Annotated in this window: 22 protein-coding genes; 16 read left to right on the top strand and 6 right to left on the bottom strand. The window is 60.0% G+C overall.

Annotated elements, in window-relative coordinates; translation table 11 throughout:
• Positions 1 to 241 precede the first annotated feature (241 nt).
• From AACY18_RS08610 to AACY18_RS08585, 6 genes are all read left to right on the top strand, one after another.
• Positions 242 to 1597, top strand: a complete 1356-nt coding sequence (locus AACY18_RS08610; protein ID WP_339464686.1) for a M16 family metallopeptidase — start codon at positions 242 to 244, stop codon at positions 1595 to 1597.
• Positions 1590 to 3077, top strand: coding sequence for a M16 family metallopeptidase (locus AACY18_RS08605; RefSeq protein WP_339430361.1), 1488 nt, complete (start codon positions 1590 to 1592; stop codon positions 3075 to 3077). The genes AACY18_RS08610 and AACY18_RS08605 overlap by 8 nt, the downstream gene beginning before the upstream one ends.
• Complete coding sequence (gene rsmD, locus AACY18_RS08600) at positions 3077 to 3679, top strand: 16S rRNA (guanine(966)-N(2))-methyltransferase RsmD (protein WP_221732401.1); 603 nt, start codon at positions 3077 to 3079, stop codon at positions 3677 to 3679. Before AACY18_RS08605 ends, rsmD begins: the two co-directional genes overlap by 1 nt.
• Before the next feature lie 113 nt (positions 3680 to 3792).
• Entirely contained in the window at positions 3793 to 5133 is a 1341-nt protein-coding gene (locus AACY18_RS08595) for a M16 family metallopeptidase (RefSeq protein ID WP_339430362.1), read from the top strand.
• Positions 5130 to 6614 (top strand): M16 family metallopeptidase, encoded by a 1485-nt coding sequence (locus AACY18_RS08590; protein WP_339430363.1) that lies wholly within the window; start codon positions 5130 to 5132, stop codon positions 6612 to 6614. Before AACY18_RS08595 ends, AACY18_RS08590 begins: the two co-directional genes overlap by 4 nt.
• Before the next feature lie 88 nt (positions 6615 to 6702).
• Positions 6703 to 7710 (top strand): hydrolase, encoded by a 1008-nt coding sequence (locus AACY18_RS08585; protein WP_339464685.1) that lies wholly within the window; start codon positions 6703 to 6705, stop codon positions 7708 to 7710.
• A 37-nt stretch (positions 7711 to 7747) separates the two neighbouring features.
• Here the strand turns inward: AACY18_RS08585 and AACY18_RS08580 are convergent, their stop codons facing one another.
• Positions 7748 to 8602, bottom strand: a complete 855-nt coding sequence (locus AACY18_RS08580; RefSeq protein WP_339464684.1) for a sulfurtransferase — start codon at positions 8600 to 8602, stop codon at positions 7748 to 7750.
• 31 nt (positions 8603 to 8633) lie between these two features.
• Positions 8634 to 9305 (bottom strand): TetR/AcrR family transcriptional regulator, encoded by a 672-nt coding sequence (locus tag AACY18_RS08575; RefSeq protein WP_221732406.1) that lies wholly within the window; start codon positions 9303 to 9305, stop codon positions 8634 to 8636.
• A 146-nt stretch (positions 9306 to 9451) separates the two neighbouring features.
• Between AACY18_RS08575 and AACY18_RS08570 the strand changes: the two genes are divergently transcribed.
• From AACY18_RS08570 to AACY18_RS08550, 5 genes are all read left to right on the top strand, one after another.
• Entirely contained in the window at positions 9452 to 10882 is a 1431-nt protein-coding gene (locus AACY18_RS08570) for a coniferyl aldehyde dehydrogenase (RefSeq protein ID WP_339430366.1), read from the top strand.
• A 32-nt stretch (positions 10883 to 10914) separates the two neighbouring features.
• A complete protein-coding gene (locus AACY18_RS08565; RefSeq protein WP_339430367.1) occupies positions 10915 to 11460 on the top strand; it encodes a twin-arginine translocation pathway signal protein in 546 nt (181 codons plus the stop codon).
• A gap of 81 nt (positions 11461 to 11541) precedes the next feature.
• On the top strand, positions 11542 to 13137 hold the full coding sequence (locus AACY18_RS08560; RefSeq protein WP_339430368.1) for a GMC family oxidoreductase: 1596 nt from the start codon (positions 11542 to 11544) through the stop codon (positions 13135 to 13137).
• A gap of 115 nt (positions 13138 to 13252) precedes the next feature.
• A complete protein-coding gene (coaD, locus tag AACY18_RS08555; RefSeq protein WP_221732410.1) occupies positions 13253 to 13732 on the top strand; it encodes a pantetheine-phosphate adenylyltransferase in 480 nt (159 codons plus the stop codon).
• A gap of 102 nt (positions 13733 to 13834) precedes the next feature.
• Entirely contained in the window at positions 13835 to 14086 is a 252-nt protein-coding gene (locus tag AACY18_RS08550; protein ID WP_221732411.1) for a YfhL family 4Fe-4S dicluster ferredoxin, read from the top strand.
• A gap of 132 nt (positions 14087 to 14218) precedes the next feature.
• Here the strand turns inward: AACY18_RS08550 and AACY18_RS08545 are convergent, their stop codons facing one another.
• The 3 genes from AACY18_RS08545 to AACY18_RS08535 all read right to left on the bottom strand — a co-directional run bounded on the left by AACY18_RS08545 (position 14219) and on the right by AACY18_RS08535 (position 16249).
• Positions 14219 to 14542 carry a multidrug transporter gene (locus AACY18_RS08545; protein ID WP_221732412.1) on the bottom strand — a complete coding sequence of 108 codons (324 nt, stop codon included), beginning with the start codon at positions 14540 to 14542 and terminating at the stop codon, positions 14219 to 14221.
• Positions 14543 to 14611: 69 nt separating this feature from the next.
• A complete protein-coding gene (gene mutM / locus AACY18_RS08540; RefSeq protein ID WP_034153682.1) occupies positions 14612 to 15424 on the bottom strand; it encodes a bifunctional DNA-formamidopyrimidine glycosylase/DNA-(apurinic or apyrimidinic site) lyase in 813 nt (270 codons plus the stop codon).
• 12 nt (positions 15425 to 15436) lie between these two features.
• Positions 15437 to 16249, bottom strand: a complete 813-nt coding sequence (locus AACY18_RS08535) for an HDOD domain-containing protein (RefSeq protein WP_339430498.1) — start codon at positions 16247 to 16249, stop codon at positions 15437 to 15439.
• A 300-nt stretch (positions 16250 to 16549) separates the two neighbouring features.
• Between AACY18_RS08535 and AACY18_RS08530 the strand changes: the two genes are divergently transcribed.
• From AACY18_RS08530 to ilvD, 5 genes are all read left to right on the top strand, one after another.
• Positions 16550 to 17746 carry a class I SAM-dependent rRNA methyltransferase gene (locus AACY18_RS08530; RefSeq protein ID WP_339430370.1) on the top strand — a complete coding sequence of 399 codons (1197 nt, stop codon included), beginning with the start codon at positions 16550 to 16552 and terminating at the stop codon, positions 17744 to 17746.
• Between the two features lie 453 nt (positions 17747 to 18199).
• Entirely contained in the window at positions 18200 to 19273 is a 1074-nt protein-coding gene (locus tag AACY18_RS08525; protein ID WP_339464700.1) for a SagB family peptide dehydrogenase, read from the top strand.
• Positions 19270 to 20247 carry a diiron oxygenase gene (locus AACY18_RS08520; protein WP_339464683.1) on the top strand — a complete coding sequence of 326 codons (978 nt, stop codon included), beginning with the start codon at positions 19270 to 19272 and terminating at the stop codon, positions 20245 to 20247. The genes AACY18_RS08525 and AACY18_RS08520 overlap by 4 nt, the downstream gene beginning before the upstream one ends.
• A complete protein-coding gene (locus AACY18_RS08515; RefSeq protein WP_339430372.1) occupies positions 20240 to 21472 on the top strand; it encodes an MFS transporter in 1233 nt (410 codons plus the stop codon). Before AACY18_RS08520 ends, AACY18_RS08515 begins: the two co-directional genes overlap by 8 nt.
• A 258-nt stretch (positions 21473 to 21730) precedes the next feature.
• Positions 21731 to 23572 (top strand): dihydroxy-acid dehydratase, encoded by a 1842-nt coding sequence (ilvD, locus tag AACY18_RS08510; RefSeq protein ID WP_339430373.1) that lies wholly within the window; start codon positions 21731 to 21733, stop codon positions 23570 to 23572.
• A gap of 137 nt (positions 23573 to 23709) precedes the next feature.
• Here ilvD and AACY18_RS08505 read toward each other — a convergent pair whose 3' ends face one another.
• Positions 23710 to 24771 carry a haloacid dehalogenase-like hydrolase gene (locus tag AACY18_RS08505; protein WP_339430374.1) on the bottom strand — a complete coding sequence of 354 codons (1062 nt, stop codon included), beginning with the start codon at positions 24769 to 24771 and terminating at the stop codon, positions 23710 to 23712.
• Between the last annotated feature and the right edge of the window lie 127 nt (positions 24772 to 24898).

Here is a 24898-nt window from a genome sequence, read left to right as displayed (position 1 = left end):
CATTTTGTCGAGGCACCAGCGGCACCCCAAAGAATCGTATTAACGAAGGACTAAACCGGCAAAATCGGCGAAAAAGCGTAGTTTAGTCGATACACCGCAGCTTTCTGCCGCAAACCCATGCAGCCGGATCAGGCCTGAAAACCTGATAGGCGTGGTCGCCGGTAAAACGGATCAGTATCCTAGCACCTCCTCGCCCGCCTAGGCTAAGACCAAGCGGGCAGCCCAACAGGTTAAAAAACGAATGAATGCTCTAGCCCGCCGCGCTGCTGGCCTGCTGCTCAGCACAGTCTGCCTGCCTCTTTCGGCCCTGGCGGCCGACCCGCAACCGACCCACGAATTCACCCTCGACAACGGCCTCAAGGTCGTCGTTCGCGAAGACCATCGCGCGCCGGTAGTGGTGTCGCAGGTCTGGTACAAGGTCGGTTCCAGCTACGAAACCCCGGGCCAGACCGGTCTGTCCCACGCCCTTGAGCACATGATGTTCAAGGGCAGTGAGAAAGTCGGCCCCGGCGAAGCCTCGCTGATCCTGCGCGACCTCGGCGCCGAAGAGAACGCGTTCACCAGCGACGACTTCACCGCTTATTACCAAGTGCTGGCCCGCGATCGTCTGGGCGTCGCCTTTGAGCTGGAAGCTGACCGCATGGCCAACTTGCGCCTGCCGGCCGACGAGTTCGCCAAGGAAATCGAAGTCATCAAGGAAGAGCGCCGCCTGCGCACCGATGACAAGCCGATGTCCAAGGCTTACGAGCGCTACAAGGCGATGGCTTACCCGGCCAGCGGTTATCACACGCCGACCATCGGCTGGATGGCTGATCTGGACCGGATGAAGGTCGAAGAGCTGCGTCACTGGTACCAATCCTGGTACGTGCCGAACAACGCCACGCTGGTGGTGGTCGGTGACGTCCCCCCTGACGAAGTGAAAACCCTCGCTCAGCGCTACTTCGGGCCAATCGCCAGGCGCGACGTGCCACCGGCGAAAAAACCGCTGGAACTGGCAGAACCCGGCGAACGCCAGATCACCCTGCATGTGCAGACCCAACTGCCTAGCCTGATGCTCGGCTTCAACGTGCCAAGCATCGCCACGACTGAAGACAAACGCTCGGTCAATGCCCTGCGCCTGATCTCGGCGCTGCTTGACGGCGGTTACAGTGGGCGCATTCCAACGCAACTGGAGCGTGGCGAAGAATTGGTGTCCGGCGGGTCGTCGAGCTACGACGCCTACACCCGTGGCGACAGCCTGTTCACCCTGTCGGCCACGCCGAACACCCAGAAGAAAAAAACCATCGCCCAAGCCGAGGCCGGTCTCTGGAAACTGCTGGAACAACTGAAAACCACCGCGCCGACCGTCGAAGAACTGGAACGCGTACGTGCGCAAGTGATTGCCGGTCTGGTCTACGAGCGGGATTCGATCACCAGCCAGGCCACCGCCATCGGCCAGCTTGAGACGGTCGGTCTGTCGTGGAAACTGATGGACACTGAACTCGCCGACCTGGAAAGCGTGACCCCGCAAGACATCCAGAACGCCGCCAAGCTGTATTTCACCCGCGAACGTCTCAGCGTCGCCCACGTCCTGCCTCTGGAGACGACTCATGAGTGAGCGTAAACCCCCACGCCTGTTGCTCGGTCTGATCGCCATCGCGGTAATCGGCTCTGCGGCGTTTGTCCTGACGCCCGGCGCTAAAACCGACGCCAGCGAAGCGCTGGACAAGGCCAGGACCAGCCAAAAGCTGCAATCGCTGACCGAACTCGACGGCAAAGCCCCGGCCAGCCGCAAACTCGACGTGCAAACCTGGAACACTGCCGAAGGTGCCAAGGTGCTGTTCGTCGAGGCGCATGAACTGCCGATGTTCGACATGCGCCTGATCTTCGCCGCTGGCAGCAGCCAGGACGGCAACACACCGGGTTTGGCGGTGCTAACCAACGCCATGCTCAACGAAGGTGTCGCCGGCAAGGACGTCGGCGCCATTGCGCAAGGCTTTGAAGGGCTGGGGGCTGATTTCGGCAACGGCGCCTTCAAGGACATGGCGCTGGCCTCGCTGCGCAGCCTGAGTGCTGCCGACAAGCGCGAGCCGGCCCTGAAGCTGTTCTCGCAAGTGGTGGGCAAGCCGACCTTCCCTGCCGACTCGTTCGCGCGCATCAAAAACCAGATGCTGGCCGGTTTCGAGTACCAGAAACAGAACCCCGGCAAACTCGCCAGCCTGGAACTGATGAAGCGTCTATACGGCGATCACCCGTACGCTCATTCGAGCGACGGCAATGCGCAGAGCGTCCCGCAGATCACCCTCGCGCAATTGCGTGAATTCCATGCCAAGGCCTACGCCGCTGGCAACGTGGTGATCGCGCTGGTCGGGGACTTGTCCCGCGCTGACGCCGAGGCCATTGCCAATCAGGTTAGCGCCGCCCTGCCCAAAGGCCCGGCGCTGGCGAAAATCGCTCAGCCGCAGGAACCGAAGGCCAGCATCAGCCACATCGAGTTCCCGTCCAAACAAACCAACCTGATGCTCGCGCAACTGGGCATCGACCGTGACGATCCGGACTACGCGGCGCTGTCGATGGGCAATCAGATCCTCGGTGGGGGTGGTTTCGGTACTCGATTGATGAGTGAAGTCCGCGAGAAACGTGGCCTGACTTATGGCGTCTACTCGGGTTTCAGCCCGATGCAGGCCCGTGGCCCGTTCATGATCAACCTGCAGACCCGCGCAGAAATGAGCGAGGGCACCCTGAAACTGGTGCAGGACGTCCTCGCCGACTATCTGAAAACCGGCCCGACCCAGAAAGAGCTCGACGACGCCAAACGCGAACTGGCCGGCAGCTTCCCGCTGTCTACCGCGAGCAATGCCGATATCGTCGGCCAACTTGGCGCGATGGGCTTCTATAATCTGCCGCTGAGCTATCTGGACGACTTCATGCGTCAGTCGCAGAGCCTGACGGTGGAGCAAGTGCGCGACGCCCTGAACAAACACCTGAGCACGGATAAAATGGTCATCGTCACCGCTGGCCCGACCGTGCCGCAAAAGCCGTTACCGGCCCCTTCTGATAAACCTGCCGAGCAACCGCTCGGGGTTCCGGAGCATTAATGGCCACTCGAGCACCTAAAAAACCCGCCCACAACGTCCACAACGGCGTGAACCAGCTACGCATCATTGGCGGCCAGTGGCGCAGCCGCAAGCTGAGCTTTCCCGACGCGCCAGGCCTGCGCCCGACGCCGGATCGCGTGCGTGAAACGCTGTTCAACTGGCTGGCGCCCTATGTGGAGGGGGCCAAGGTCCTCGACCCGTTCGCCGGCAGTGGTGCGCTGTTTCTCGAAGCCCTGTCCCGTGGCGCCGCCATGGGGCAGGCGCTGGATGCGAGCAATATCGCGGTATCCAGCCTCAAGGAACACCTCGGCACCCTGCGCTGCACCAACGGACAGGTGCAGACGGCCGACGCCCTGCGTTATCTGGAAACCCAGACCGCCAGCGCTTTCGACCTGGTATTCCTCGACCCGCCGTTCAATCAGAACCTGCTGCCCGCCGTCTGCACGCTGCTGGAAGAGCGTCAGTGGCTGGCCGACGACGCCTGGGTGTACACCGAAAGCGAAACGGCGCCGTCGACCCTCGGCCTGCCGGCCAACTGGCGTCTGCACCGCGAGCAGAAATCCGGCCGTGTCTATTACGCGCTGTGGCAACGCAGCGCCTGATCACAAGCAACATGCGTTAGCTGATCTGCGATAAATAGATACCGCACAGCCCCCTCCGAATCTCGCCACAGTGGTTGCCGCAATCTGCGTTAACCACTGAGGACGATTCACGTATGGACACATTTTGCAGCCGGATGCTGCTCTTTCTTTGCCTGGCGCCCCTGATGTCCCTGGCCGCCCCGCCCCCACCGACTCACCACTTCACTCTGGACAATGGCCTTAAGGTGCTCGTGCGCGAAGATCATCGCGCGCCGCTGGTGACCTCACAACTCTGGTTCAAGGTCGGTTCCGCCGACGAAGCACCGGGCCAGAGCGGGCTCTCCCACACGCTCGAACACATGCTCTACAAAGGCAGCAGCAAGACTTGCGCCGGCGAGGCCACGGCGATTCTGCAATCGCTCGGCGCCCGGGAAAACGCTTTCACCAGCAAAGATGTCACCGCCTATCACCAAACCCTGACCCCCAGGTACCTGGGGGTTGCGTTCGAGCTGATGGCCGATCTGATGTCAACTGCACACCTGCGCGATGAAGACCTGACCCCGGAACTGGCGGTGATTCGCGAAGAACGGCGTTCGCGAACCGAAGACGACCCCAGCGGCCTGGCACTTGAGCGTCTCACCGCCGTGACGCATTTGGCCAGCAGCTATCGCACGCCGACTATTGGCTGGATGCATGACCTGAACCAACTCAATGCCAGCGATCTGCGCCATTGGTATGAAACCCGCTATGCGCCCGGCAACGCCACGCTGGTCGTTGTCGGTGACGTGACGCTCGATCAGGTCAAGCAGTTGGCGCAGCGTTACTTTGGCCATCTGCAAGCAAGAGCCGTTCCGGGCGCGTTAAGGCCCACGGAGCTGAAACAGCCCGGCGAGCGCAGACTGATCCTGCATCTGCCCGTCCCCGCCCCCCAACTGATCATGACCTTTAATGTGCCGGGGTTGGTCACCGCCGAAAATCGGCGAACCGTGCACGCTCTGCGCCTGATCGACACATTGCTGGGCGGTGCCAACAGTGCACGCCTGCAAAAGCGCCTGCAATTTACCGAGCAGTTGTTCAGCGAGGTGGCAACCTCTTACGACACCCTCACACGCGGTGACAGCCTGCTATTGCTGACCGCCAATCTTGCCAGCGCCCACCCTGACGATCTTGAGGCTGCCGAACAGCGAGTCTGGCAAATGATCGAAGAATTGCGAACCAGCCCGCCAGCCGCCGATGAGCTGGAACGTGCCCGCACTCAGTTGATTGCCCGGCAGATCTACGCGCAAGACTCCATCGTAGAGCAGGCCCAGGGGTTAGCCGCATTGCAGAGTATCGGCCAACCCTGGCAGTTGCTGGATCAGGATGCGGACGAGCTGGCACAGGTGACACCCACTGATATACAGCAGGCCGCCATGACCTTTTTGACCCGCGAACGCCTGAGTGTTGCGCATGTGTTCAAGGAGACCCGCCCATGAACGACTACCGTTGGCCTACCTGGGTCGCATTGTCAGGTCTCGGCCTGATCGCCTGTCTGTGCGGCGCCCGAACGTTTGCAGACACTTCGATTGTTGCGCCGGCAAACTTCCCCGCGCCACGCCTGGAGTCTCTCCGGGTGCCGGTTTCTGATCCGGCCACGCCACGGGGGCTGTCCATCAAGGGCTGGAAGACCCTGACCGGCACCAAGGTGTTGTTCATCCGCACCACGGCATTACCGATGTTCGATCTGCATGTCAGCTTCGCGGCGGGCAGTGCGCGGGACGGCGGCACGCCGGGGCTCGCCGCCGCCACGTTTGGCATGCTTAACGAAGGCGTGCCAGGCAAAGACTTGCCTGCCATCGTCGAAACCTTCGACGGCCTCGGTGCGCAGCTCGAAATGACGATCGATCACGAACGTGCCAACCTGGTGTTGCGCAGCTTGAGCGATGCTCAAAAAAGCACCCCGGCACTGCACCTGTTTACTCAGATACTCGGCGAACCGTTGCTGACCGACGAGGCCTTGCAGAGGGTAAAAAACGAACTGCGTGACCACCTCCTGTTCAGGTCGGAGCAGGCAGGCAATTCATCCGAGCAGTCGGTCAAGGCATTGCTTGCCCCGGGCAGCCCCTATTCGCTGCCGTTCTATGGCACGGATCAAGGCTTGCAGTCGCTGAGCCGCCAGGCAGTCAAAGACTTCCACCAACGCTTCTACGGCGCCAGTCATGCACAGATCACCCTGGTCGGTGACCTGACGCTGGACCAGGCAAAAGCCATCAGCCTGCAAGTCAGCCACGCATTACCGGTCATGCCTGCGGGCACGGGGGCTACGCCGATGCCTGCGCTAAGACCGCTGGGCACCAAACGGACCTTCCATGAGGAGCAGCCACTGACCCAGACCTCGTTGATACTGGGCCAGCTCGGTGTGTCGCGCCAGCATCCGGACTATGCCGCGCTGTACGCGGCCAACCTGATTTTTGGTGGCACGGCAAACAGCCGACTGATGAACGAACTACGGGAAAGGCGCGGGTTGGTGTACGACGTGCATTCACAAAACAGTCACTGGGCCAGCGCGGGCTTGATGACAATTTCCCTGCAAGTCAGCCCGTCATTGAGCGCAGGCATTCTGGCGTTGACCCGATCAATGTTCCGCGACTATCTGCGCGACGGGCCGACGCAACAAGAGCTCGACCAGATCAAGCTTAGAGTGACCAACATGGTCGCCCTGGACAGCGCCAGCAACAAACAAATACTCAAGCAATTGGTGGACATCAATCGCCATGATCTGCCACTCGACATCGATTACATCGCCCAGCAGGTGCAACGCCTGACGCTCAAGCAAATCAAAGAGGCGCTGAATCGACACCTGGCTGCCGATCAGTGGCGCGTGGTGACGATCGGTGCAACCGTCGATCAGCAGCCGTTGCCTGCACCACCGGCCACACCGCCCGGCACATCTTCCAGTGCATGTGTCGCGCCGTAGCAGGCTTTGTGGCAAGTTAGGTTTTAAATTGAAAAGCAGCAGACGACCGGCGTCTGCTGCTTTGCGCAAGACCTAGTCGAGATTTGCCGTGCAACCACGTTCACCTTCCCCCGCCCTTCGTTTCCGTCCGGCCTTTGGCCTGGGCAATCCACACCTGCAAACCCTGTGGGGTCCGTTGTGGCGTAAAACCGTTCATCTTGATCGCCAGCGTGAACGCCTGTGGCTTGAAGATGGCGATTTCCTCGACCTCGACTGGCACGGCCCTCACAGTGCCAAAGCTCCGTTGGTATTGGTGCTGCACGGGCTGACCGGTTCCTCGAACTCGCCATACGTTGCCGGCCTTCAAGCCGCGCTCGCCGCGCAAGGCTGGGCCAGTGTCGCCCTGAACTGGCGCGGCTGCTCAGGCGAACCGAATCTGCTGCCGCGCAGTTACCACTCCGGTGCCAGCGAGGACCTCGCCGAAACCATTCGGCACCTGCGCGCCAAACGACCACTGGCGCCGCTGTATGCGGTCGGTTATTCCCTGGGCGGCAATGTGTTGCTCAAGCACCTCGGGGAAACCGGCAACACCAGCGGTGTGTGTGGTGCGGTGGCCGTGTCGGTGCCGTTTCGCCTCGACCAATGCGCCGATCGTATCGGCCAGGGTTTTTCCAGGGTCTATCAGGCGCACTTCATGCGCGAGATGGTCGCCTACATCAAGAACAAGCAAAGGCAATTCCAGCACGACGGACGCGAGGACGGTATGGCCGCACTGGCGGCGCTCGGCTCGCTGGAAAACATGCGCACGTTCTGGGATTTCGATGGCCGGGTGACCGCGCCACTGCACGGGTTCACCGATGCCGAGGATTACTATCGCCGCGCGTCGAGCCGTTACTTTCTCGGCGAGATCCGCACACCGACCCTGATCATTCAAGCGGCGGACGATCCGTTCGTGTTCCCGCACAGCCTGCCGCAAGCCAGTGAACTGTCGGCGACGACTGAATTCCAATTGCTGGCTCGCGGCGGTCACGTCGGATTCGTCGAGGGCTCGTTGCGCCAGCCCGGCTATTATCTGGAAAGGCGCATCCCGCAGTGGCTGGCGGGCCTGACGTCATGATTGATCAGGCTCGCCCCCACAAGGAAGGGCGTGGTAATTACTCGCCGGTAGCGATTCCACGCGAAGGCTCGTTGATCCACTCGCTCCACGAACCGGCATACAACGCCCCCAACGGATAACCCGCCAGGCACAGCGCGAACAGGTTGTGACACGCCGTCACGCCCGAGCCGCAATACGCGACCAGTGCCGACGGCGAACGCTCGCCAAGCCTGGCGGCAAAGCGCTGCTTGAGTTGATCGGCCGGCAGGAACCGACCGTCACCACCCAGATTGTCGGTAAACGCTGCACATTGCGCGCCGGGAATGTGCCCGGCAATCGGGTCGATAGGCTCGACTTCACCCTTGAAACGCGGCAAGGCCCGGGCGTCAAGAAGGGTCAGCGTCGGTTGACCGAGCCGCTGCTGCAATTGCTCGGCGCTGAGCAGCAAGGTCGTGTCCGGCTGGCCGCTGAAACTGCCACGGACAGTGGTCGGTGCATCCAGGCTCAGCGGCAGACCCGCCGCGTGCCAGGCCTTGAGCCCGCCATCGAGAATGAACACGCCATCACGCTTGCCCAGCCACGCCAGCAACCACCACGCTCGGGCCGCATAGGCACCCGGGCCGTCGTCGTACAAAACCACGTCGCTGTCAGCGTTGATGCCCCAGGCTTGCAGACGCTCGACCAGCGCCGCAGGCGCAGGCAACGGATGCCGGCCCGTCACACCCTTGACCACTTTGCCGCTGAGGTCACGCTCAAGATCGGCGAAACTCGCTCCGGCAATGTGCCCCTCGGCGTAGCTGCGCTGACCGTAGTCCGGGTCATCGAGGGCAAAACGACAATCGAGAATCACCAGCCCCGGCTGCTCCTTGCGGACATCCAGTGCGGTAGGGCTGATCAGTTGCGCAATCGACATAACGGGCTCCTGTGGAATTCGACAGAACGGTTTACTTCACGTCCTCAAGGGCCTGGGCCAGCGGTACGTAGAATTCTTCGAACAGTGCATTGACCTGATCGCGCGCCTGCTCGGTGACAAACCCGGCTTCCAGCACCAACACCTGATACACGCCACGTTTGATGGCTTGCTCGCTGAGGTGGTTGGAGTTCTCACGGGTGGTGCACAGAAAGCGTACCCAGGACGTCAGGATGATCCAGGCATTGAGGGTCAGCGATTCAATCTGCACACGGTCCATGTCGAGGATCCCGGCGGCCACGAAACCCTCGTAGATCGCCGCGCCTTGAATCACGCAGCGCTGGGAAAAGCGTCGATAACGGGCCGCCAGTTCCGGATCGCTGTCGAGCAAATGCTCAAGATCGCGGTGCAGAAAACGGTAACGCCACATCGCCGACAGCAGCTCCTTGAGATAGAAGCGCTTGTCTTCGACCGTCGCGGCGCGTCCCTGAGGTGGGCGCAGGAAGCTGTCCACAAGGCTTTCGTACTCACTGAACAACACGGCGATGATCGCCTGCTTGTTGGGGAAGTGGTAGTACAGGTTGCCCGGAGAAATCTCCATGTGAGCAGCAATATGATTGGTGCTGATGCTGCGCTCGCCCTGTTGATTGAACAGTTCGAGGCTGTTCAGCACGATACGCTCGCTGGTTTTTATTCGTGGGGCCATGGCTTGAGCTTTAATTCAGAGTGCGGTGACGGGCATCTTACGACCTATCCGGAAATGGATAAAACAAAGCTGCACAAGGAAGCCATTTGACTTTCTAGAGTATAGGCTCTAAAAATTGCCCCATTACAATAATTCCGGAGCCCACTATGACTGCCGATATAGCCTACCTGCAAACGCTGCAACAGCCACTGGAAGCGCTTGATCGGCAGTTCAACGCGCAACGGGCCGCGTATGCCGCCAACCCGATGCCGCCTGCTGCCCAGCGCCAGCAATGGCTCAAGGCCCTGCGCGATGTGCTGAGCGATGAACGTCAGGCCTTGATCGAGGCGATCAGTGCCGACTTCAGCCACCGCAGCGCCGACGAGACCCTGCTGGCCGAATTGATGCCCAGCCTGCACGGCATTCACTACGCCAGCCGCCACCTCAAGGGCTGGATGAAAGCCTCGCGGCGCAAGGTCGGCCTGGCCTTCCAGCCCGCCTCGGCGAAAGTCGTCTACCAGCCGCTGGGCGTGATTGGCGTCATCGTGCCGTGGAATTACCCGCTGTATCTGGCCATCGGCCCGTTGGTCGGCGCACTGGCGGCGGGCAACCGGGTGATGCTCAAGCTCAGCGAATCGACGCCAGCCACCGGGCTGTTGCTCAAGGCATTGCTGGCGCGAATCTTCCCCGAGGATCTGGTGTGCGTGGTGCTCGGCGAAGCAGATATCGGCGTGGCGTTTTCCCGTTTGCGCTTTGATCATCTGCTGTTTACCGGCGCCACCAGCATCGGCAAGCAGGTGATGCGCGCGGCAGCGCAAAACCTCACCCCGGTCACCCTGGAACTGGGCGGCAAGTCCCCGGCCATTGTCTCCCGTGACGTACCGTTGAAGGATGCGGCCGAACGCATTGCCTTCGGCAAAACCCTCAACGCCGGCCAGACCTGCGTGGCCCCGGATTACGTGCTGGTGCCGCAAGACCGCGTCGGCGCGTTCGTCGAAGCCTATCGCCAGGCCGTGCAGGGCTTTTATCCAACCCTCGCCGACAACCCGGACTACACCGCAATCATCAACGATCGCCAATTGGCGCGGCTCAACGGATACATCAGCGATGCCACCAGCAAGGGCGCCCTGTTGATTCCGTTGTTCGACCAAGGCCAGGGTCGCCGCATGCCACACAGCGTGCTGCTCAATGTCAGCGACGAGATGACCGTGATGCAGGACGAAATTTTCGGGCCGTTGCTGCCGATCGTGCCGTATCAGGATCTGGAGCAGGCATTGGCTTACATCAATCAGCGGCCACGACCTCTGGCTCTTTACTACTTTGGCTACGACAAACGCGAACAGAACCGCGTGCTGCACGAAACCCATTCGGGTGGTGTGTGCCTGAACGATACCTTGCTGCATGTGGCTCAGGATGACATGCCATTCGGCGGCATCGGCGCTTCGGGCATGGGTCACTACCACGGTCGCGAAGGCTTTCTGACGTTCAGCAAAGCCAAAGGCGTACTGATCAAACAGCGTTTCAACGCCGCCAGACTGATTTACCCACCGTACGGAAAATCCATTCAGAAACTGATTCAGAAGCTGTTCATCCGCTAATCATTCGTCATCGCCGCCGGGTAATAAAAACAATGCACCCAAGCCTGACTGAAACACCTGCCCTGTCGCGCCGTGGCCTGCTGAAATTCAGCCTCGGCGCCACCGCGTTTCTCGCCACTGCCGGGCTCGGCGCCAGCCTCAGTGGTTGTTCGTCGAGCGTCCCGGCCCAGGGTTTCACTGTTTTGCGCGATGGCGATCTCTTGTTTCTGCGCGCATTGATTCCGGTAATGCTCGACGGCGCCGTGGCCGTCGAGAAGATGCCCGGCGCGGTCGACGGCACGCTCCAGTCGCTGGACTACAGCCTCGATCACCTGTCGCCGGAAATGCTCAAGCTCACCCGGCAGTTGTTCGACGTGCTGGGCATGGCCGTGACGCGCGGGCCCCTCACCGGCATCTGGGGCAGTTGGGAAAACGCCAGCCCTGAAGCAATGCGCCACTTCCTCGACCGGTGGAAAAACAGCGCGTTGAGCCTGTTGCGCATGGGCCACAGCTCGCTTCAGCAAATGGTGATGATGGCCTGGTACACCCGCGCCGAGTCCTGGGCGCATTGCGGTTATCCCGGCCCGCCGACTGTCTGAACCCAAGACGCGCCCTTCGCGGGCAAGCGAGGTTGCTCGCGAAGGGGCCCGCTGGAACAACAAAAACAAGAGAGCCTGAACATGCCAGTACCCGACCCGTTCCGCGAAGGCCTCGCCCGAGGCTGGAAAACCTACAACGGCGCACAACTCACGGACGACCTGACCCTCGAAACCGATGTCGCGATCATCGGCAGCGGCGCTGGCGGTGGTACCACGGCAGAAATCCTCAGCGCCGCCGGCTATAAAGTGTTGCTGATCGAAGAAGGCCCGCTGAAAACCAGTTCCGATTTCAAAATGCTTGAAGACAAGGCCTACAGCAGCCTCTATCAGGAAGGCATTGGCCGCATGAGCAAGGACGGCGCGATCACTATCCTGCAAGGCCGGGCGGTCGGCGGTACCACGCTGATCAACTGGACATCGAGCTTTCGCACCCCAGAACCGACCCTCGAACATTGGGCCAAAGAACACAGCGTCAAAGGCCACAGTCCGGCCGAGATGGCGCCATGGTTCGAAAAAATGGAACAGCGTCTCGGCGTCGCTCCGTGGCTGATTCCGCCCAACGCCAACAACGACGTGATCCGTAAAGGCTGTGAACAGCTCGGTTATAGCTGGCACGTTATTCCACGCAACGTGCGCGGCTGCTGGAACCTCGGTTACTGCGGCATGGGCTGCCCGACCAACGCCAAGCAATCGATGATGGTCACGACCATTCCGGCCACCCTGGAAAAGGGCGGAGAGCTGCTTTATCTGGCCCGCGTGCAAAAGCTGTTGATCACCGGCGACAAGGTTTTCGCCCTGCAATGCGTCGCCATGGACGAGCGTTGCGTCGAACCGACCGGGCGCTCCATCACGGTCAAGGCACGGCATTACGTGCTCGCCGGCGGCGGCATCAACAGTCCGGCGCTGCTGCTGCGTTCAGACGCGCCAGACCCACACAAAACCTTGGGCAAACGCACATTCCTGCATTTGGTGAACATGTCCGCCGGGCGCTTCGATGACGTCATCAACCCGTTCTACGGCGCGCCGCAGTCGATTTATTCCGACCATTTCCAGTGGAAGGACGGCGTCACCGGCCCCATGGGCTACAAACTCGAAGTGCCGCCGCTGCAACCGGCGCTCGCGGCCACCCTGCTCGGCGGTTTTGGTCAGGACAACGCGCAGCGCATGGCCGATCTGCCACATACCCACGTCACGCTGGCGCTGCTTCGCGATGGGTTTCACCCCGACAGCAGCGGCGGCAACGTAGAGCTGCGGGGCGACGGCTCGCCAGTGCTCGACTATCAAGTTTCGCCCTATGCCTGGGAGGGGTTGCGCCGGGCCTTCCACAGCATGGCCGAGATCCAGTTCGCCGGGGGCGCCAAAGCGGTGATGCCGATGCACGCCGACGCGCGTTATGTGAAGACCCTGGCCGAGGCCCGTACGTTGATCGATGGCTTGCGCCTTGAGCTGTATCGCACACGGTTGGGCAGCGCCCACGTCATGGGCGGCTGTGCGATGGGCGAAGAGCCGAAAACCGCCGTCGCCGATAGCCTTGGCCGTCATCATCAGCTCACCAATCTGTCGATTCACGACGGCTCGCTGTTCCCCACCAGCATCGGCGCCAACCCGCAGTTGTCGGTATACGGGCTGACGGCACAATTGGCGACGTCCCTCGCCGATCGACTGAAAAACCCATGAAAAACCGGATCATTCCCATCGTCTATAGTGCTTTCTTACCCAACAGGCGACTTGGCCGACCGGGACGGCTGCGATACCATCCGACTCCCCAACGGACTCCCGCCAGGACGACGCGATGAACCGAGTGTTGTACCCAGGTACCTTCGACCCTATTACCAAGGGCCATGGCGATCTGGTCGAACGCGCCTCGCGCCTGTTCGACCATGTGATCATTGCTGTCGCTGCCAGCCCGAAGAAGAACCCGCTGTTCCCGCTGGAACAACGGGTCGAACTGGCTCGCGAGGTCACCAAACACCTGCCGAACGTAGAAGTGGTCGGCTTCTCGACGTTGCTGGCGCATTTCGCCAAAGAGAAGAACGCCAATGTGTTCCTGCGTGGTTTGCGTGCGGTGTCGGACTTCGAATACGAATTCCAGCTGGCCAACATGAACCGTCAATTGGCCCCGGATGTGGAGAGCCTGTTTCTCACCCCGTCCGAGCGTTATTCATTCATTTCTTCGACGCTGGTGCGCGAAATCGCCGCGTTGGGCGGCGATATCAGCAAGTTCGTCCACCCAGCCGTGGCAGACGCCCTGACCCTGCGCTTCAAGAAGTAACGACCGTTCAAACGGCGCCCGCGTGCACTGCGGGCGCCAATGCGGCACAATTGCGCGCATTGATTTATAGCGCCCGGGCCTGCCGCCCCGGCTGGAGTGAGCATGTCCCTGATCATCACCGACGATTGCATCAACTGCGACGTCTGCGAACCCGAGTGCCCAAACGCCGCGATTTCCCAAGGCGAGGAGATCTACGTGATCGACCCGAACCTGTGCACCCAGTGCGTCGGCCACTACGACGAACCGCAGTGCCAGCAGGTTTGCCCGGTGGATTGCATTCCACTGGACGAAGCCCATCCTGAAACTCAAGAACAGTTGATGGAGAAGTACAACAAGATCACCGGCAAGGCCTGATCTGACCGCTTTGTAGCGTTTCTTCGGGCCTCTTCGCGAGCTAGCCCGCTCCCGCACTGGAATGCATTCCAAAGGTGAGAGCGGGCTTGCTCGCGAAAGGACCATCAACAACCGCGCCGAATTCAGAACACCTCACTCGCGCTGCTCAAACCCCTCCCCCGTACACCCCAGACACCGCACAAACGCCGCTTTTGCCGGATCAACCACCAACGCCTGCCCTGCATCGCCTATCCCGCCACCCAGCGCGGTAAACGGCAACGACACAACAAACACGCCCGCCCCGATGACCGTCGCCACGACCAACAAAGGTCGGGCAATCAGCAAGTCGCCGATCATGGCGTAGGCCGGTGGGTTCTGGAGGGTGTAGCGCGGATCACCGCTGCCGTTTTCCGTGGCTTGAACAGCCAGGCTGGAACACAGCAGCAATGCGACAAGGAGCACTTGCGAGGATTTCATGGCACGATCCTTCGGGCTGAACAGTGAGACAACTCACTATAGACCGTGGGATTTTTTCAGCTTCCTGCTTCAGGTCTGGCAGCGCGGACAGAAAACACTGGCACGCTGACCAAGCTTCACTTCACGCAGCCCGGTGCCGCAGACCTTGCAGTGTTCACCGCCGCGACCATAGACAAACAGTTCCTGCTGGAAATAGCCCGGCTGCCCGTCACCGCCGATGAAATCGCGCAACGTGGTACCGCCACGTTCGATGGCGGCGGCGAGGATGCGTTTGATCTCGATCGCCAGTTTCAGATAACGCCCACGGGATATGCCACCGGCCTCGCGGCGCGGGTCGATCCCTGCGGCAAACAGCGCTTCGGTCGCGTAAATATTGCCGACCCCGACCACCACCGCGTTGTCCATGATGAACGGCTTGACCGCCATCGAACGCCCGCGTGACAACTGGAACAGCCGCTCGCCATCGAACAGATCGGTCAAGGGCTCAGGCCCGAGACGAATCAGCAACTCGTGATTGAGCGGATCGTTGCTCCACAGCATCGCGCCGAAACGCCGTGGATCGGTGTAGCGCAAGGCCAGGCCCGACTCCAGCTCGATATCGACATGCTCGTGCTTGAGCGCCGGCAAACCGACCTCGACCAGGCGCAAATTGCCTGACATGCCCAAATGGCTGATCAACGTGCCGACTTCGGCATTGATCAGCAGATACTTGGCCCGCCGCTCGACCAACACGATGCGCTGCCCGGACAGGCGCACATCGAGGTCTTCGGGAATCGGCCAGCGCAGCCGGCGGTCACGCACGATCACCCGGCTGACGCGCTGGCCCTCCAGGTGCGGGGCAATGCCCCGGCGGGTGGTTTCGACTTCGGGCAGTTCAGGCATGGTGTCCTCGAATCAACGCGCGCCGAGGTCGCGGATCGTTTGTTTGAGCGTTTCGAAGTCGTAGTCCGACAGCCCCATGTAATCGAGAATCATCGGACCGATGCTTTCCCACTCGTAGTCTTCGGTCTGGTTGCCCAGCACCCGGTACGAAGCGCAGATGTGCTCGGCCATCTTGAGGATCGCCAGCAGGTTTTTCATCTGATTGTCGTGCGACGACTCATCCCTGAAGATCGCCAAGGCATTGTGGTGATTGGCGATTGACGCGCTGACATGCTCCGGCAGACGCCAGGATTTGGCGGTGTAATAACCGACCACCGCATGATTGGTGTTGAACTCTCTGTTTTCAGTGTCCACCACCCGACATTCGGCACTGGCATTGGCGTAAGCCTTTTCCAGTACCGACATGTAATGGGGGAAGCGCTGCAGCATCAACGGCACACCGCAATCGTGAAACAGGCCCAAGGCATAGGCCTCGTCACTGGCCTGAATGCCGATGCGCTTGGCCAGCGTCAGGCAAGTCATCGCCACATCCTGGGCGGTATCCCAGAAACGATTGAGCGTGACGATGGTGTCGTCGTTCAGCTCGCCCTTGATCGACTGCGCGTTGATCAGATTGACGATCGAACGGCTGCCCAGCAGATTCACCGCGCGCTGGATCGAAGTGATCTTGTTGCTCAAGCCGTAATACGGCGAGTTGACAATTTTCAGCAGCGAGCCGGACAGGCCGGGATCCTGGGAGATCAGTCTGGCGATCACCTCCAGGTCCGGATCGGGCATGTACTGCTCCATTTGCAGATCCACCATGATCTGCGGCTGCGCGGGCACGCTGATGCCTTGCAGGGATTGTTGAATCTGTTCGGTGGTCAGCTCTTGGGACATAAGTACACACTCTGGGACAGGCGGCGATTCTAACGCTTAAAAACCGCAAGACGACACCTCGGTGGGCATTTGTCAGGAACTTTCATTCAAGCCCTGGCTTCGGACTTTTTGATACCGACCGGATAATCGAAACCCGCTCGGTGGCAAATTCGCGGCTCTCGAAGGCGCATCGGCGTTTCATCGCTCATCAAACCCGACATAACTCGCAACACGGTATACTCCCGCTCTTTTTTCCGGAGCGACGTCATGTCCCTGCCTAGCTTGCGCCTCAAAGCCAACGCCGACCGTCGCCTGCGCGCCGGTCACTTGTGGGTCTACAGCAACGAAATCGACGTGACCGCCACGCCACTGCATGGCTTCAATGCCGGCGATCAGGCCATCCTCGAAGCGGCGGGTGGCAAGCCGCTGGGCATCGTGGCAATGAGCCCGAACAACCTGATCTGCGCCCGACTGCTGTCGCGCGACATCAAGGTAGCACTGGACAAATCGCTGCTGGTGCACCGCCTGAACGTGGCTCTGTCCCTGCGCGAGCGTCTGTTCGACAAGCCGTTCTATCGGTTGGTCTACGGCGATTCCGACCTGCTCCCAGGCCTGGTGGTCGACCGTTTCGGCGACATCCTGGTCGTGCAGATCGCCTCGGCGACCATGGAAGCGCATAAAGAGGACGTGATCGCCGCACTGACTCAAGTGCTCAAGCCAAGCGGCATTCTGTTCAAGAACGACTCCGCCGCCCGTGACGCCGAAGGCCTCAACCGCTACGTCGAAACGGTATTCGGCCTGGTGCCGGAGTGGGTGGCACTGGAAGAGAACGGCGTGAAGTTCGAAGCCCCGGTCATTCAAGGCCAGAAAACCGGCTGGTTCTACGATCACCGCATGAACCGCGCACGCCTGGCGCCTTACGCCAAAGGCAAACGCGTCCTCGACCTCTATAGCTACATCGGTGGCTGGGGCGTGCAGGCTGCAGCGTTCGGCGCCAGCGAAGTGTTCTGCGTCGATGCCTCGGCCTTTGCCCTTGACGGTGTCGAGCGCAACGCCGCGTTGAACGGCTTCGCCGACAAAATGACCTGCATCGAAGGTGACGTTTTCGAAGCCTTGAAAGAGCTCAAGGCCAGTGAAGAACGCTTCGACGTGATCGTGGCCGACCCGCCGGCGTTCATCAAACGCAAGAAAGACATGAAAAACGGTGAAGGCGCCTACCGTCGCCTGAACGAACAAGCCATGCGCCTGCTCAACAAGGACGGCATCCTGGTCAGCGCTTCGTGCTCGATGCACCTGCCGGAAGATGACCTGCAAAACATCCTGCTGACCAGTGCACGTCACCTGGATCGCAACATCCAGTTGCTGGAGCGCGGCGGCCAAGGCCCGGATCACCCGGTACACCCGGCGATCAACGAAACCCGCTACATCAAGAGCATCACCTGCCGCCTGCTGCCTAACAGCTGATCAATGCGGATGACGGGGAGCCAGCAGGCTCCCCGTTTGCTTTACGCCTGCCCCTGGCGAACTCTGCGTCACCTCTACGTCAACAATCACGACTTCCTACACGGACTTTCCTACTAACGTGAAGGATATTTCCTTACGCCCTTAAATTATTGAAAAACACCCTACAAAGTCCAACTCCAGCTAAAGATAGTTCCGACAAAATTACTGGAACATTCCTACTTAATATCCACTTGCCAATATTCCATTACAAACTATTATGAAGTTGTCACCACGAGGTGACTTCAACTATCAACGAACAAGGAGTTCACATCATGAAAAGCATTTCTCTGGAAACCAACAAAATCGCAAACCTGGCTTTTCTGGTTGCACCTAAAGCCCGCTAAGTGAGTCAGGACGCCGTGGAGTGCCGGCAACGCGGCGTCCTTTCGACTTTATCCAGAGTGAATGAATACCATGCACATAAACCCTTATCTATTTATATTGCCGCGCTCGCCCGGACAAATAGTCTGGAACTACAAAGAGCACACCCAACATGAACTTGACCTGAACTATTCGACCCGCCTTGCACAACTAATAAACAACCCAGACCTCTTCGACCCACACAACATAATAGACACGCAACTATTAAGCGCCGGCATTCTAACCGTTTCAAAAATAGACAACCCGCCATGGGGTTGGGATGAACTGTCGAAGATCTATCACATCGGCACTCAAAACATTCCCTGCGAACACAGCCCGCAGAATATTCATGAGTGGTCCAGGCTATATCTGGCGCACTGCAACGAAGTATTGGCCACCCCGGCTCCCGCAACAGACCGGCCCATGCATGTGGCCGGACAGCGCATCGCTTTGCCCCTCCCGCGCAGTTTGAACGACGACAGCCTGAGTAACGCACTGCTCCAGCGCAAAACCTGTCGCTCCTACACCGGCGCAGCGATGACGCTCGATGACGTCGGCACCCTGCTTTACCTTTCTCTCGGTTACCTCCATGAGCGCGACCTCAATCGCGACGACAGCATTGCCCAAGACCTTGGCGCACGCCGCAGCAGTCCGTCCGGTGGTGGCCTGAATGCATGCGAAGGGTTTCTGCTGGTGCGCAACGTCGACGACCTGGAGCCCGGCATTTACGCCTACCACCCTGCCGAACACACCATTAGCCGGGTCAATCCCTTGCCTCAACCGGCGCTGGGCGACTTGCTGGGCGGCCAGCACTTCATCAACAACCTGCCGCTGGGATTGTTCATCACCGCTCGATTCGATCGGCTCTGGTGGAAGTACGAGCACTCACGCGCCTATCGCATGGCATTCATTGAGGCGGGTCATCTGTCGCAGACCTTTCAACTGATCGCCACAGCACTGGGTCTCAACACCTGGTTGACCGGTGCATTTGCCGACAAGCAGGTCGAAACGCTCCTCAAAATCGAGGGAAGCGCTGAACAACCTTTGTTCTTTGTTGGCTGCGGAGAAAGCAACGGGCAGGTGATGTGCCAGGAAATGCGCGATCTCTTGCGCGAGGTACAAGCATGACCCTCCCTATCCCGGATTCGAACGAAGTACCGGTGTCATGGGCGCTTAAATTCACCCTGGGGGATTGGGACAGCCGCGCCTCGGTACGCAGCAGTACCCACGACTATCAATTGCCGGACGACGTGCTGCAGCAACTGCAAACCCGCTACTGGTTTCCACCGGCCTTTTTGCCTTATCTGGCCCACCCGGCCATCGAGGCCGCCGGACGCGAAGTGCAACACCGACTGACGGCCAACCATCTGGTGCACTTTCTCGATTACACCACCCTGCTCGAACATCGCATCGTCAATCGCGCGGTTGAGGTCATCGTTCATCGGGAACTGCCTATCTACGTGCCTCTGCCAATGAAACACGCGGCGCTGCAACTTTATACCGACGAGGGCTACCACGCGTTGTTCTCCAATCGTCTCGCGGAGCAGATCGCCGGGTTCTACGGGATGAGCGCACGTCCGGCGATTCCGAAGCGGATCACTCGCATGAACGCACTGATCGTCCGCACCCCGCAGAAGCACCGTGCACTGGCATGGCTTCTGCTTGGCTTCGTCTCGGAGACCATCATTGCCCGGGAGCTGCTGGACGTCTGTCGCGACAGTCTGGTGTCCAGCGTGAACGACATGCTGCGCGATCACCTGGCCGACGAAGCCCGCCACAGCCGCTACTTTGCCGAAGTGTTCCATTACTTCTGGCTTTCGATGAACAGTCGCCAGCGCACGTTTGCAAGCAGAACGCTGCTGGAGATCATCGGGCTTTTCTTCGAGGTCGACGAACGCTGGCTGCAACAGAGCCTGCGCGGTGCGGGCATTGCCGACAGCGACGTGATGGACATTGTCGCCAGCATGGCAACGGTGCAGGCCAACCGCGCGCGCGCACGTTCAGGCTCCATCGCTACGCTGGATGCACTGCGCAAGGCCGGATTTTTCGCAACGCCCCATAACCAGACACTTTTTGCCAAGGCAGGACTGATCGATGGATAACGGAAAGTACGCGGTAATCACACGCCAGCGTCGCGGGGCTGTCGGCCTTTTACTGGCCATGGTGCTGCTGGGCGTGTTTCCACTGGATGTCCTGCTTCCATCATTTCCGGCACTGGCGGCGCATTTCCGCAGCACACCGGCGGACATCGCGCTTTCAATCAGTCTGTTCGCCGTGGGCATCGCATTTGCCCAGTTGTTGATCGGCCCGCTATCCGATGTGATCGGACGCAAGGGCTTGTTGCTCGCCGGTATGAGCGTATCGATGCTCGGCGCCCTCGGTTGCGTGTTGACCGGCGACTACACGCTGTTCCTGATATTCCGGGTGGTGCAGGCACTGGGTTGCGGCTGTTTTGTGCTGTCCCAGGCACTGGTGCAGGACCTGTTCGAAGGCGAGGAGCGTGATCGCTTGCGTATTCTGATGGTCACCGCCACCGGGATTTTTATCTCCGTGTCGCCGCTGGCCGGCACCTTTCTGCAAGCCACCCTTGGCTGGCGCGGCAGTTTCGGGGTGTTCATCGCGCTGTCCGCCACGGTGCTGATCAAGGCATGGCTGTTTCTGGAGAACACTCGCCCTGTCGTCAGCGGCACGCACCCGGGTTTCCTCAAGGCCTATCGACGGGTGCTGGGAGATTTCGACTTTGTCGGCTACTGGCTGATTTCAGCCTTCGCATTCGCCTGTCATTTCTCCTTTATCGTGATTTCCCCACTGATCTTCATGGATCAACTGCAACTGTCGGCCTATGATTTTTCGCTGATCCTGCTGGTGTACGGCGCTGCGTATGTCGTCGGTGGCATCATCGCCACCGTACTGAACCGACGCATCACGCCGGGCCGGCAGATCATCACCGGGCTGAGTCTGATCCTGCTGTCAGGTTTGGTGATGCTTTATCTGGCGGCCAACCATGCACTGGCCCCAGCCACCGTTCTGATTCCGATGCTGATCTGCACGGCCGGCACCACCATCGCACGACCGGCAGCCACCTCGCGGGCCATGGGCCTGTTTCCCGAAAACGCCGGCACGTCGGCTTCGGCTGGCAGCACGATCATTTTCATTTGCGGCGGAATAATCAGTGCATTGATCAGCCTGAGCCCGGCCAACCTGCAATCCACGCTGGGTTACTGCTTTGTTTTGCTCAGTGGCGTGGCTCTGGCGTTGAACAGGGGGGTGAGCCGCCGCGCCAACATGCTCAAGATCAACACGACCGCGCAACCGGATGGCGAATAATCCTGCCAGTCGTCATCCCGCAACCGCCGCTGGCACTGCAACAACACTTTGCGCCATTCCCTCCAGACGCCAGCGGTGTAGAATCGCCAGATTCATCGCCATTCATCCCCCGGCGGGTTTATGAGCTCAGGCTGAGACCAGCGGCGATCCCGCAACGTCATCGGCCACTTCCAGACACACGGCCATTACCGGGTGTTCCAGACGTCAATAGAAGCTCACTTCCCCTTTGATACCTGATTAGCCGCCCGGAGTGCTTCAATGCCTGATTACCGTTCGAAAACATCCACCCACGGCCGCAACATGGCCGGCGCCCGCGCACTGTGGCGCGCCACCGGGATGAAAGATGACGACTTCAAAAAGCCGATCATCGCCATTGCCAACTCGTTCACCCAGTTCGTGCCGGGCCACGTGCACCTCAAAGACCTGGGCCAACTGGTCGCTCGCGAGATCGAACGCGCCGGTGGCGTAGCGAAAGAATTCAACACCATCGCGGTGGATGACGGTATCGCCATGGGTCACGACGGCATGCTCTATTCGCTGCCGAGCCGTGAAATCATCGCCGACTCCGTCGAATACATGGTCAACGCCCACTGTGCCGACGCCATCGTGTGCATTTCCAACTGCGACAAGATCACTCCGGGCATGCTGATGGCCGCCCTGCGCCTGAACATTCCGGTGATCTTCGTTTCCGGCGGCCCGATGGAAGCCGGCAAAACCAAACTCGCGTCCCACGGCCTCGACCTCGTCGACGCCATGGTGATTGCCGCCGACTCCAGCGCTTCTGACGAGAAGGTTGCCGAGTACGAGCGCAGCGCCTGTCCGACCTGCGGTTCCTGCTCCGGCATGTTTACCGCCAACTCGATGAACTGCCTGGTGGAAGCCCTGGGCCTGGCATTGCCGGGCAACGGTTCGACCCTGGCCACCCACAGCGATCGCGAACAACTGTTCCTGCAGGCCGGCCGCACCATCGTCGAGTTGTGCAAGCGTTACTACGGCGACAACGATGAGGCGGTATTGCCGCGCAACATCGCCAACTTCAAGGCGTTCGAGAACGCGATGATGCTCGACATCGCCATGGGCGGTTCGACCAACACCATCCTGCACTTGCTGGCAGCCGCTCAGGAAGCCGAGATCGATTTCGACCTGCGCGACATCGATCGTCTTTCGCGCAGCGTTCCACAACTGTGCAAAGTTGCGCCGAACATCCAGAAGTACCACATGGAAGACGTGCACCGCGCCGGCGGTATCTTCAGCATCCTCGGTTCTCTGGCCCGTGGCGGCCTGTTGCACACCGATCTGCCGACCGTACACAGCCGCAGCATGGAAGAAGCCATCGCCAAGTGGGACATCACCCAGACCACCGATGAGGCCGTGCACCACTTCTTCAAGGCAGGCCCGGCGGGCATTCCAACCCAGACTGCGTTCAGCCAGTCGACCCGTTGGGAAACCCTGGATGACGACCGTGAAAATGGCTGCATCCGCAGTTTCGAACACGCCTACTCGAAAGAGGGTGGCCTGGCCGTGCTGTACGGCAACATCGCGATGGACGGCTGCGTGGTGAAAACCGCCGGTGTCGACGAGTCGATCCATGTGTTTGAAGGCAACGCGAAGATCTTCGAAAGCCAGGACAGCGCCGTGCGCGGCATCCTCGCCGACGAAGTGAAAGAAGGCGACATCGTCATCATTCGCTACGAAGGTCCGAAAGGCGGCCCGGGCATGCAGGAAATGCTCTACCCGACCTCGTACCTGAAATCCAAAGGCCTGGGCAAAGCCTGCGCCTTGCTCACCGACGGCCGATTCTCCGGCGGCACTTCGGGCCTGTCCATCGGCCACGCTTCGCCAGAAGCCGCTGCTGGCGGTGCGATTGGTCTGGTGCGCGATGGCGACAAAGTGCTGATCGACATTCCGAACCGCTCGATCAATCTGTTGGTCAGCGACGAAGAACTGGCGGCTCGCCGGGTCGAGCAGGACAAGAAAGGCTGGAAACCTGTGGAAGTGCGTCCACGCAAAGTGACCACCGCGCTCAAGGCTTACGCCCTGCTGGCGACCAGTGCCGACAAAGGTGCTGTGCGTAACAAGGCGATGCTTGATGGGCTGTAAGCGTCAATCGCAGGAACAAAAATGCCTCGCCAAGTGCGAGGCATTTTTTTGTCTGGCCAGATTCCCCAGACACTGAAGATCAAAACTGTGGGACTGTCAGTGCACCCGGAATCCGGGCGCCCACAGAAGATCGGGGCTTACTGGATGTCTTCGGGTTTGACGATCACCCAGTTCTTGTCTGCCGTCACCGGCAACCCTTCCTTGGCCTGCGCCGCAGCGTGCTTGGCCATCATGCCGTTCAACTGCGTCATGTATTTGTCTTTGCGGTTGATCCACAAGTGAATGCCGCCCTTGGCCACGTCGACATCGTGGAACAGCATGTAACCGTCACTGGTAGGGGTGTCGCCGCCCACCAATACTGGTTTTTTCCACTCGTCGATGTAAGTCAGAATGGCGGCGTGCTTGCCGGCCATCCACGTCGCCGGGGTCCACAGGTATGGCGTCAGTTCGAGGCCGAGGTTGGCCTTCTCGTCATATTTGCCGGCGGTGATCTGCTTGCGCGCGGTGGTCAGTTCGTTGGTCTCGCGGTTCTTCAGCATCGTCGTCACGCCAATCACGTTCTGTGGTTTGACGTTGTAGCCGTACTTCGGATCGGCGGCGACCATGCGCACCAGTTCTTCAGACGCGGCGGTCATCACATAGACCTCGATGCCGTTCTCCATCAGCTTGTTGTAGAGCTCTTGCTGCCCGGTGAAGATTTTCGGCGGATTGACGTCGAGCGTCTTGACCACATCGCCGTCGTAATAAGTCGCCGGCACGGGTTTGCCCGAAGCCATCAGCTCATCGACGTAGCCTTTGAGTTCCTTGAGGGTGAAGCCGGAGAACACCTGCGCCACCCACGGGTAGCAGACCATGTCGTCGACTTCGCAGAGGCGATAGTAGTAACTGAACAGGCTTTCCTTGTGGTCGGCGGTGTCCTTGAACGGAATCAGTTTCAGGGAGGGGTCGAGTTTGTCGCGGGTGATCAGGCCCTTGTTTTCCATGAACGGCAACAAGGACTCTTCCAGGTCATAGCGGTAACTGGTGTTGTCCATGTCGAACACCGCGTAGTTACCTTTGTTGGCATTGGCGGCAATCATCGCGTCCAGCGCCTTGGCCTGATCGGCTGGCCAGTGTTTCAAATCGGTGGCGAATGCCTGACCGGCCAGGCCCAACCCCACAGTCAGTGCGACAGCCAGAAATTTCGGTGCAAACTTCATAAGCCCTTCTCCCTGATCAAAGAGACCGACGGTAACAAATAAGTGTGACCGTTTTCATCTGTCAGCGACCGTCCACGTCTCCATCACGCCAGATGCATTCCCCAGAGCGACGCCTACTTATTCCAAA

The organism is Pseudomonas sp. EA_65y_Pfl2_P74, from assembly GCF_963970575.1.
GTDB lineage: Bacteria > Pseudomonadota > Gammaproteobacteria > Pseudomonadales > Pseudomonadaceae > Aquipseudomonas > Aquipseudomonas baetica_A.
Note: the sequence above shows the minus strand (reverse complement) of the source record. Positions and strands in the feature narration are given on the sequence as shown.

Coding starts and splice junctions, on each gene's coding strand:
- AACY18_RS08575 (WP_221732406.1), bottom strand. CDS start 9,305: ATGGCCCCACGAATAAAAACCAGCGAGCGTATCGTGCTGAACAGCCTC.
- mutM (WP_034153682.1), bottom strand. CDS start 15,424: ATGCCTGAACTGCCCGAAGTCGAAACCACCCGCCGGGGCATTGCCCCG.
- AACY18_RS08545 (WP_221732412.1), bottom strand. CDS start 14,542: ATGAAATCCTCGCAAGTGCTCCTTGTCGCATTGCTGCTGTGTTCCAGC.
- AACY18_RS08610 (WP_339464686.1), top strand. CDS start 242: ATGAATGCTCTAGCCCGCCGCGCTGCTGGCCTGCTGCTCAGCACAGTC.
- AACY18_RS08595 (WP_339430362.1), top strand. CDS start 3,793: ATGGACACATTTTGCAGCCGGATGCTGCTCTTTCTTTGCCTGGCGCCC.
- AACY18_RS08560 (WP_339430368.1), top strand. CDS start 11,542: ATGCCAGTACCCGACCCGTTCCGCGAAGGCCTCGCCCGAGGCTGGAAA.
- AACY18_RS08520 (WP_339464683.1), top strand. CDS start 19,270: ATGACCCTCCCTATCCCGGATTCGAACGAAGTACCGGTGTCATGGGCG.
- AACY18_RS08505 (WP_339430374.1), bottom strand. CDS start 24,771: ATGAAGTTTGCACCGAAATTTCTGGCTGTCGCACTGACTGTGGGGTTG.
- AACY18_RS08570 (WP_339430366.1), top strand. CDS start 9,452: ATGACTGCCGATATAGCCTACCTGCAAACGCTGCAACAGCCACTGGAA.
- ilvD (WP_339430373.1), top strand. CDS start 21,731: ATGCCTGATTACCGTTCGAAAACATCCACCCACGGCCGCAACATGGCC.
- AACY18_RS08550 (WP_221732411.1), top strand. CDS start 13,835: ATGTCCCTGATCATCACCGACGATTGCATCAACTGCGACGTCTGCGAA.
- AACY18_RS08530 (WP_339430370.1), top strand. CDS start 16,550: ATGTCCCTGCCTAGCTTGCGCCTCAAAGCCAACGCCGACCGTCGCCTG.
- coaD (WP_221732410.1), top strand. CDS start 13,253: ATGAACCGAGTGTTGTACCCAGGTACCTTCGACCCTATTACCAAGGGC.
- AACY18_RS08525 (WP_339464700.1), top strand. CDS start 18,200: ATGCACATAAACCCTTATCTATTTATATTGCCGCGCTCGCCCGGACAA.
- AACY18_RS08565 (WP_339430367.1), top strand. CDS start 10,915: ATGCACCCAAGCCTGACTGAAACACCTGCCCTGTCGCGCCGTGGCCTG.
- AACY18_RS08580 (WP_339464684.1), bottom strand. CDS start 8,602: ATGTCGATTGCGCAACTGATCAGCCCTACCGCACTGGATGTCCGCAAG.
- AACY18_RS08590 (WP_339430363.1), top strand. CDS start 5,130: ATGAACGACTACCGTTGGCCTACCTGGGTCGCATTGTCAGGTCTCGGC.
- AACY18_RS08605 (WP_339430361.1), top strand. CDS start 1,590: ATGAGTGAGCGTAAACCCCCACGCCTGTTGCTCGGTCTGATCGCCATC.
- rsmD (WP_221732401.1), top strand. CDS start 3,077: ATGGCCACTCGAGCACCTAAAAAACCCGCCCACAACGTCCACAACGGC.
- AACY18_RS08515 (WP_339430372.1), top strand. CDS start 20,240: ATGGATAACGGAAAGTACGCGGTAATCACACGCCAGCGTCGCGGGGCT.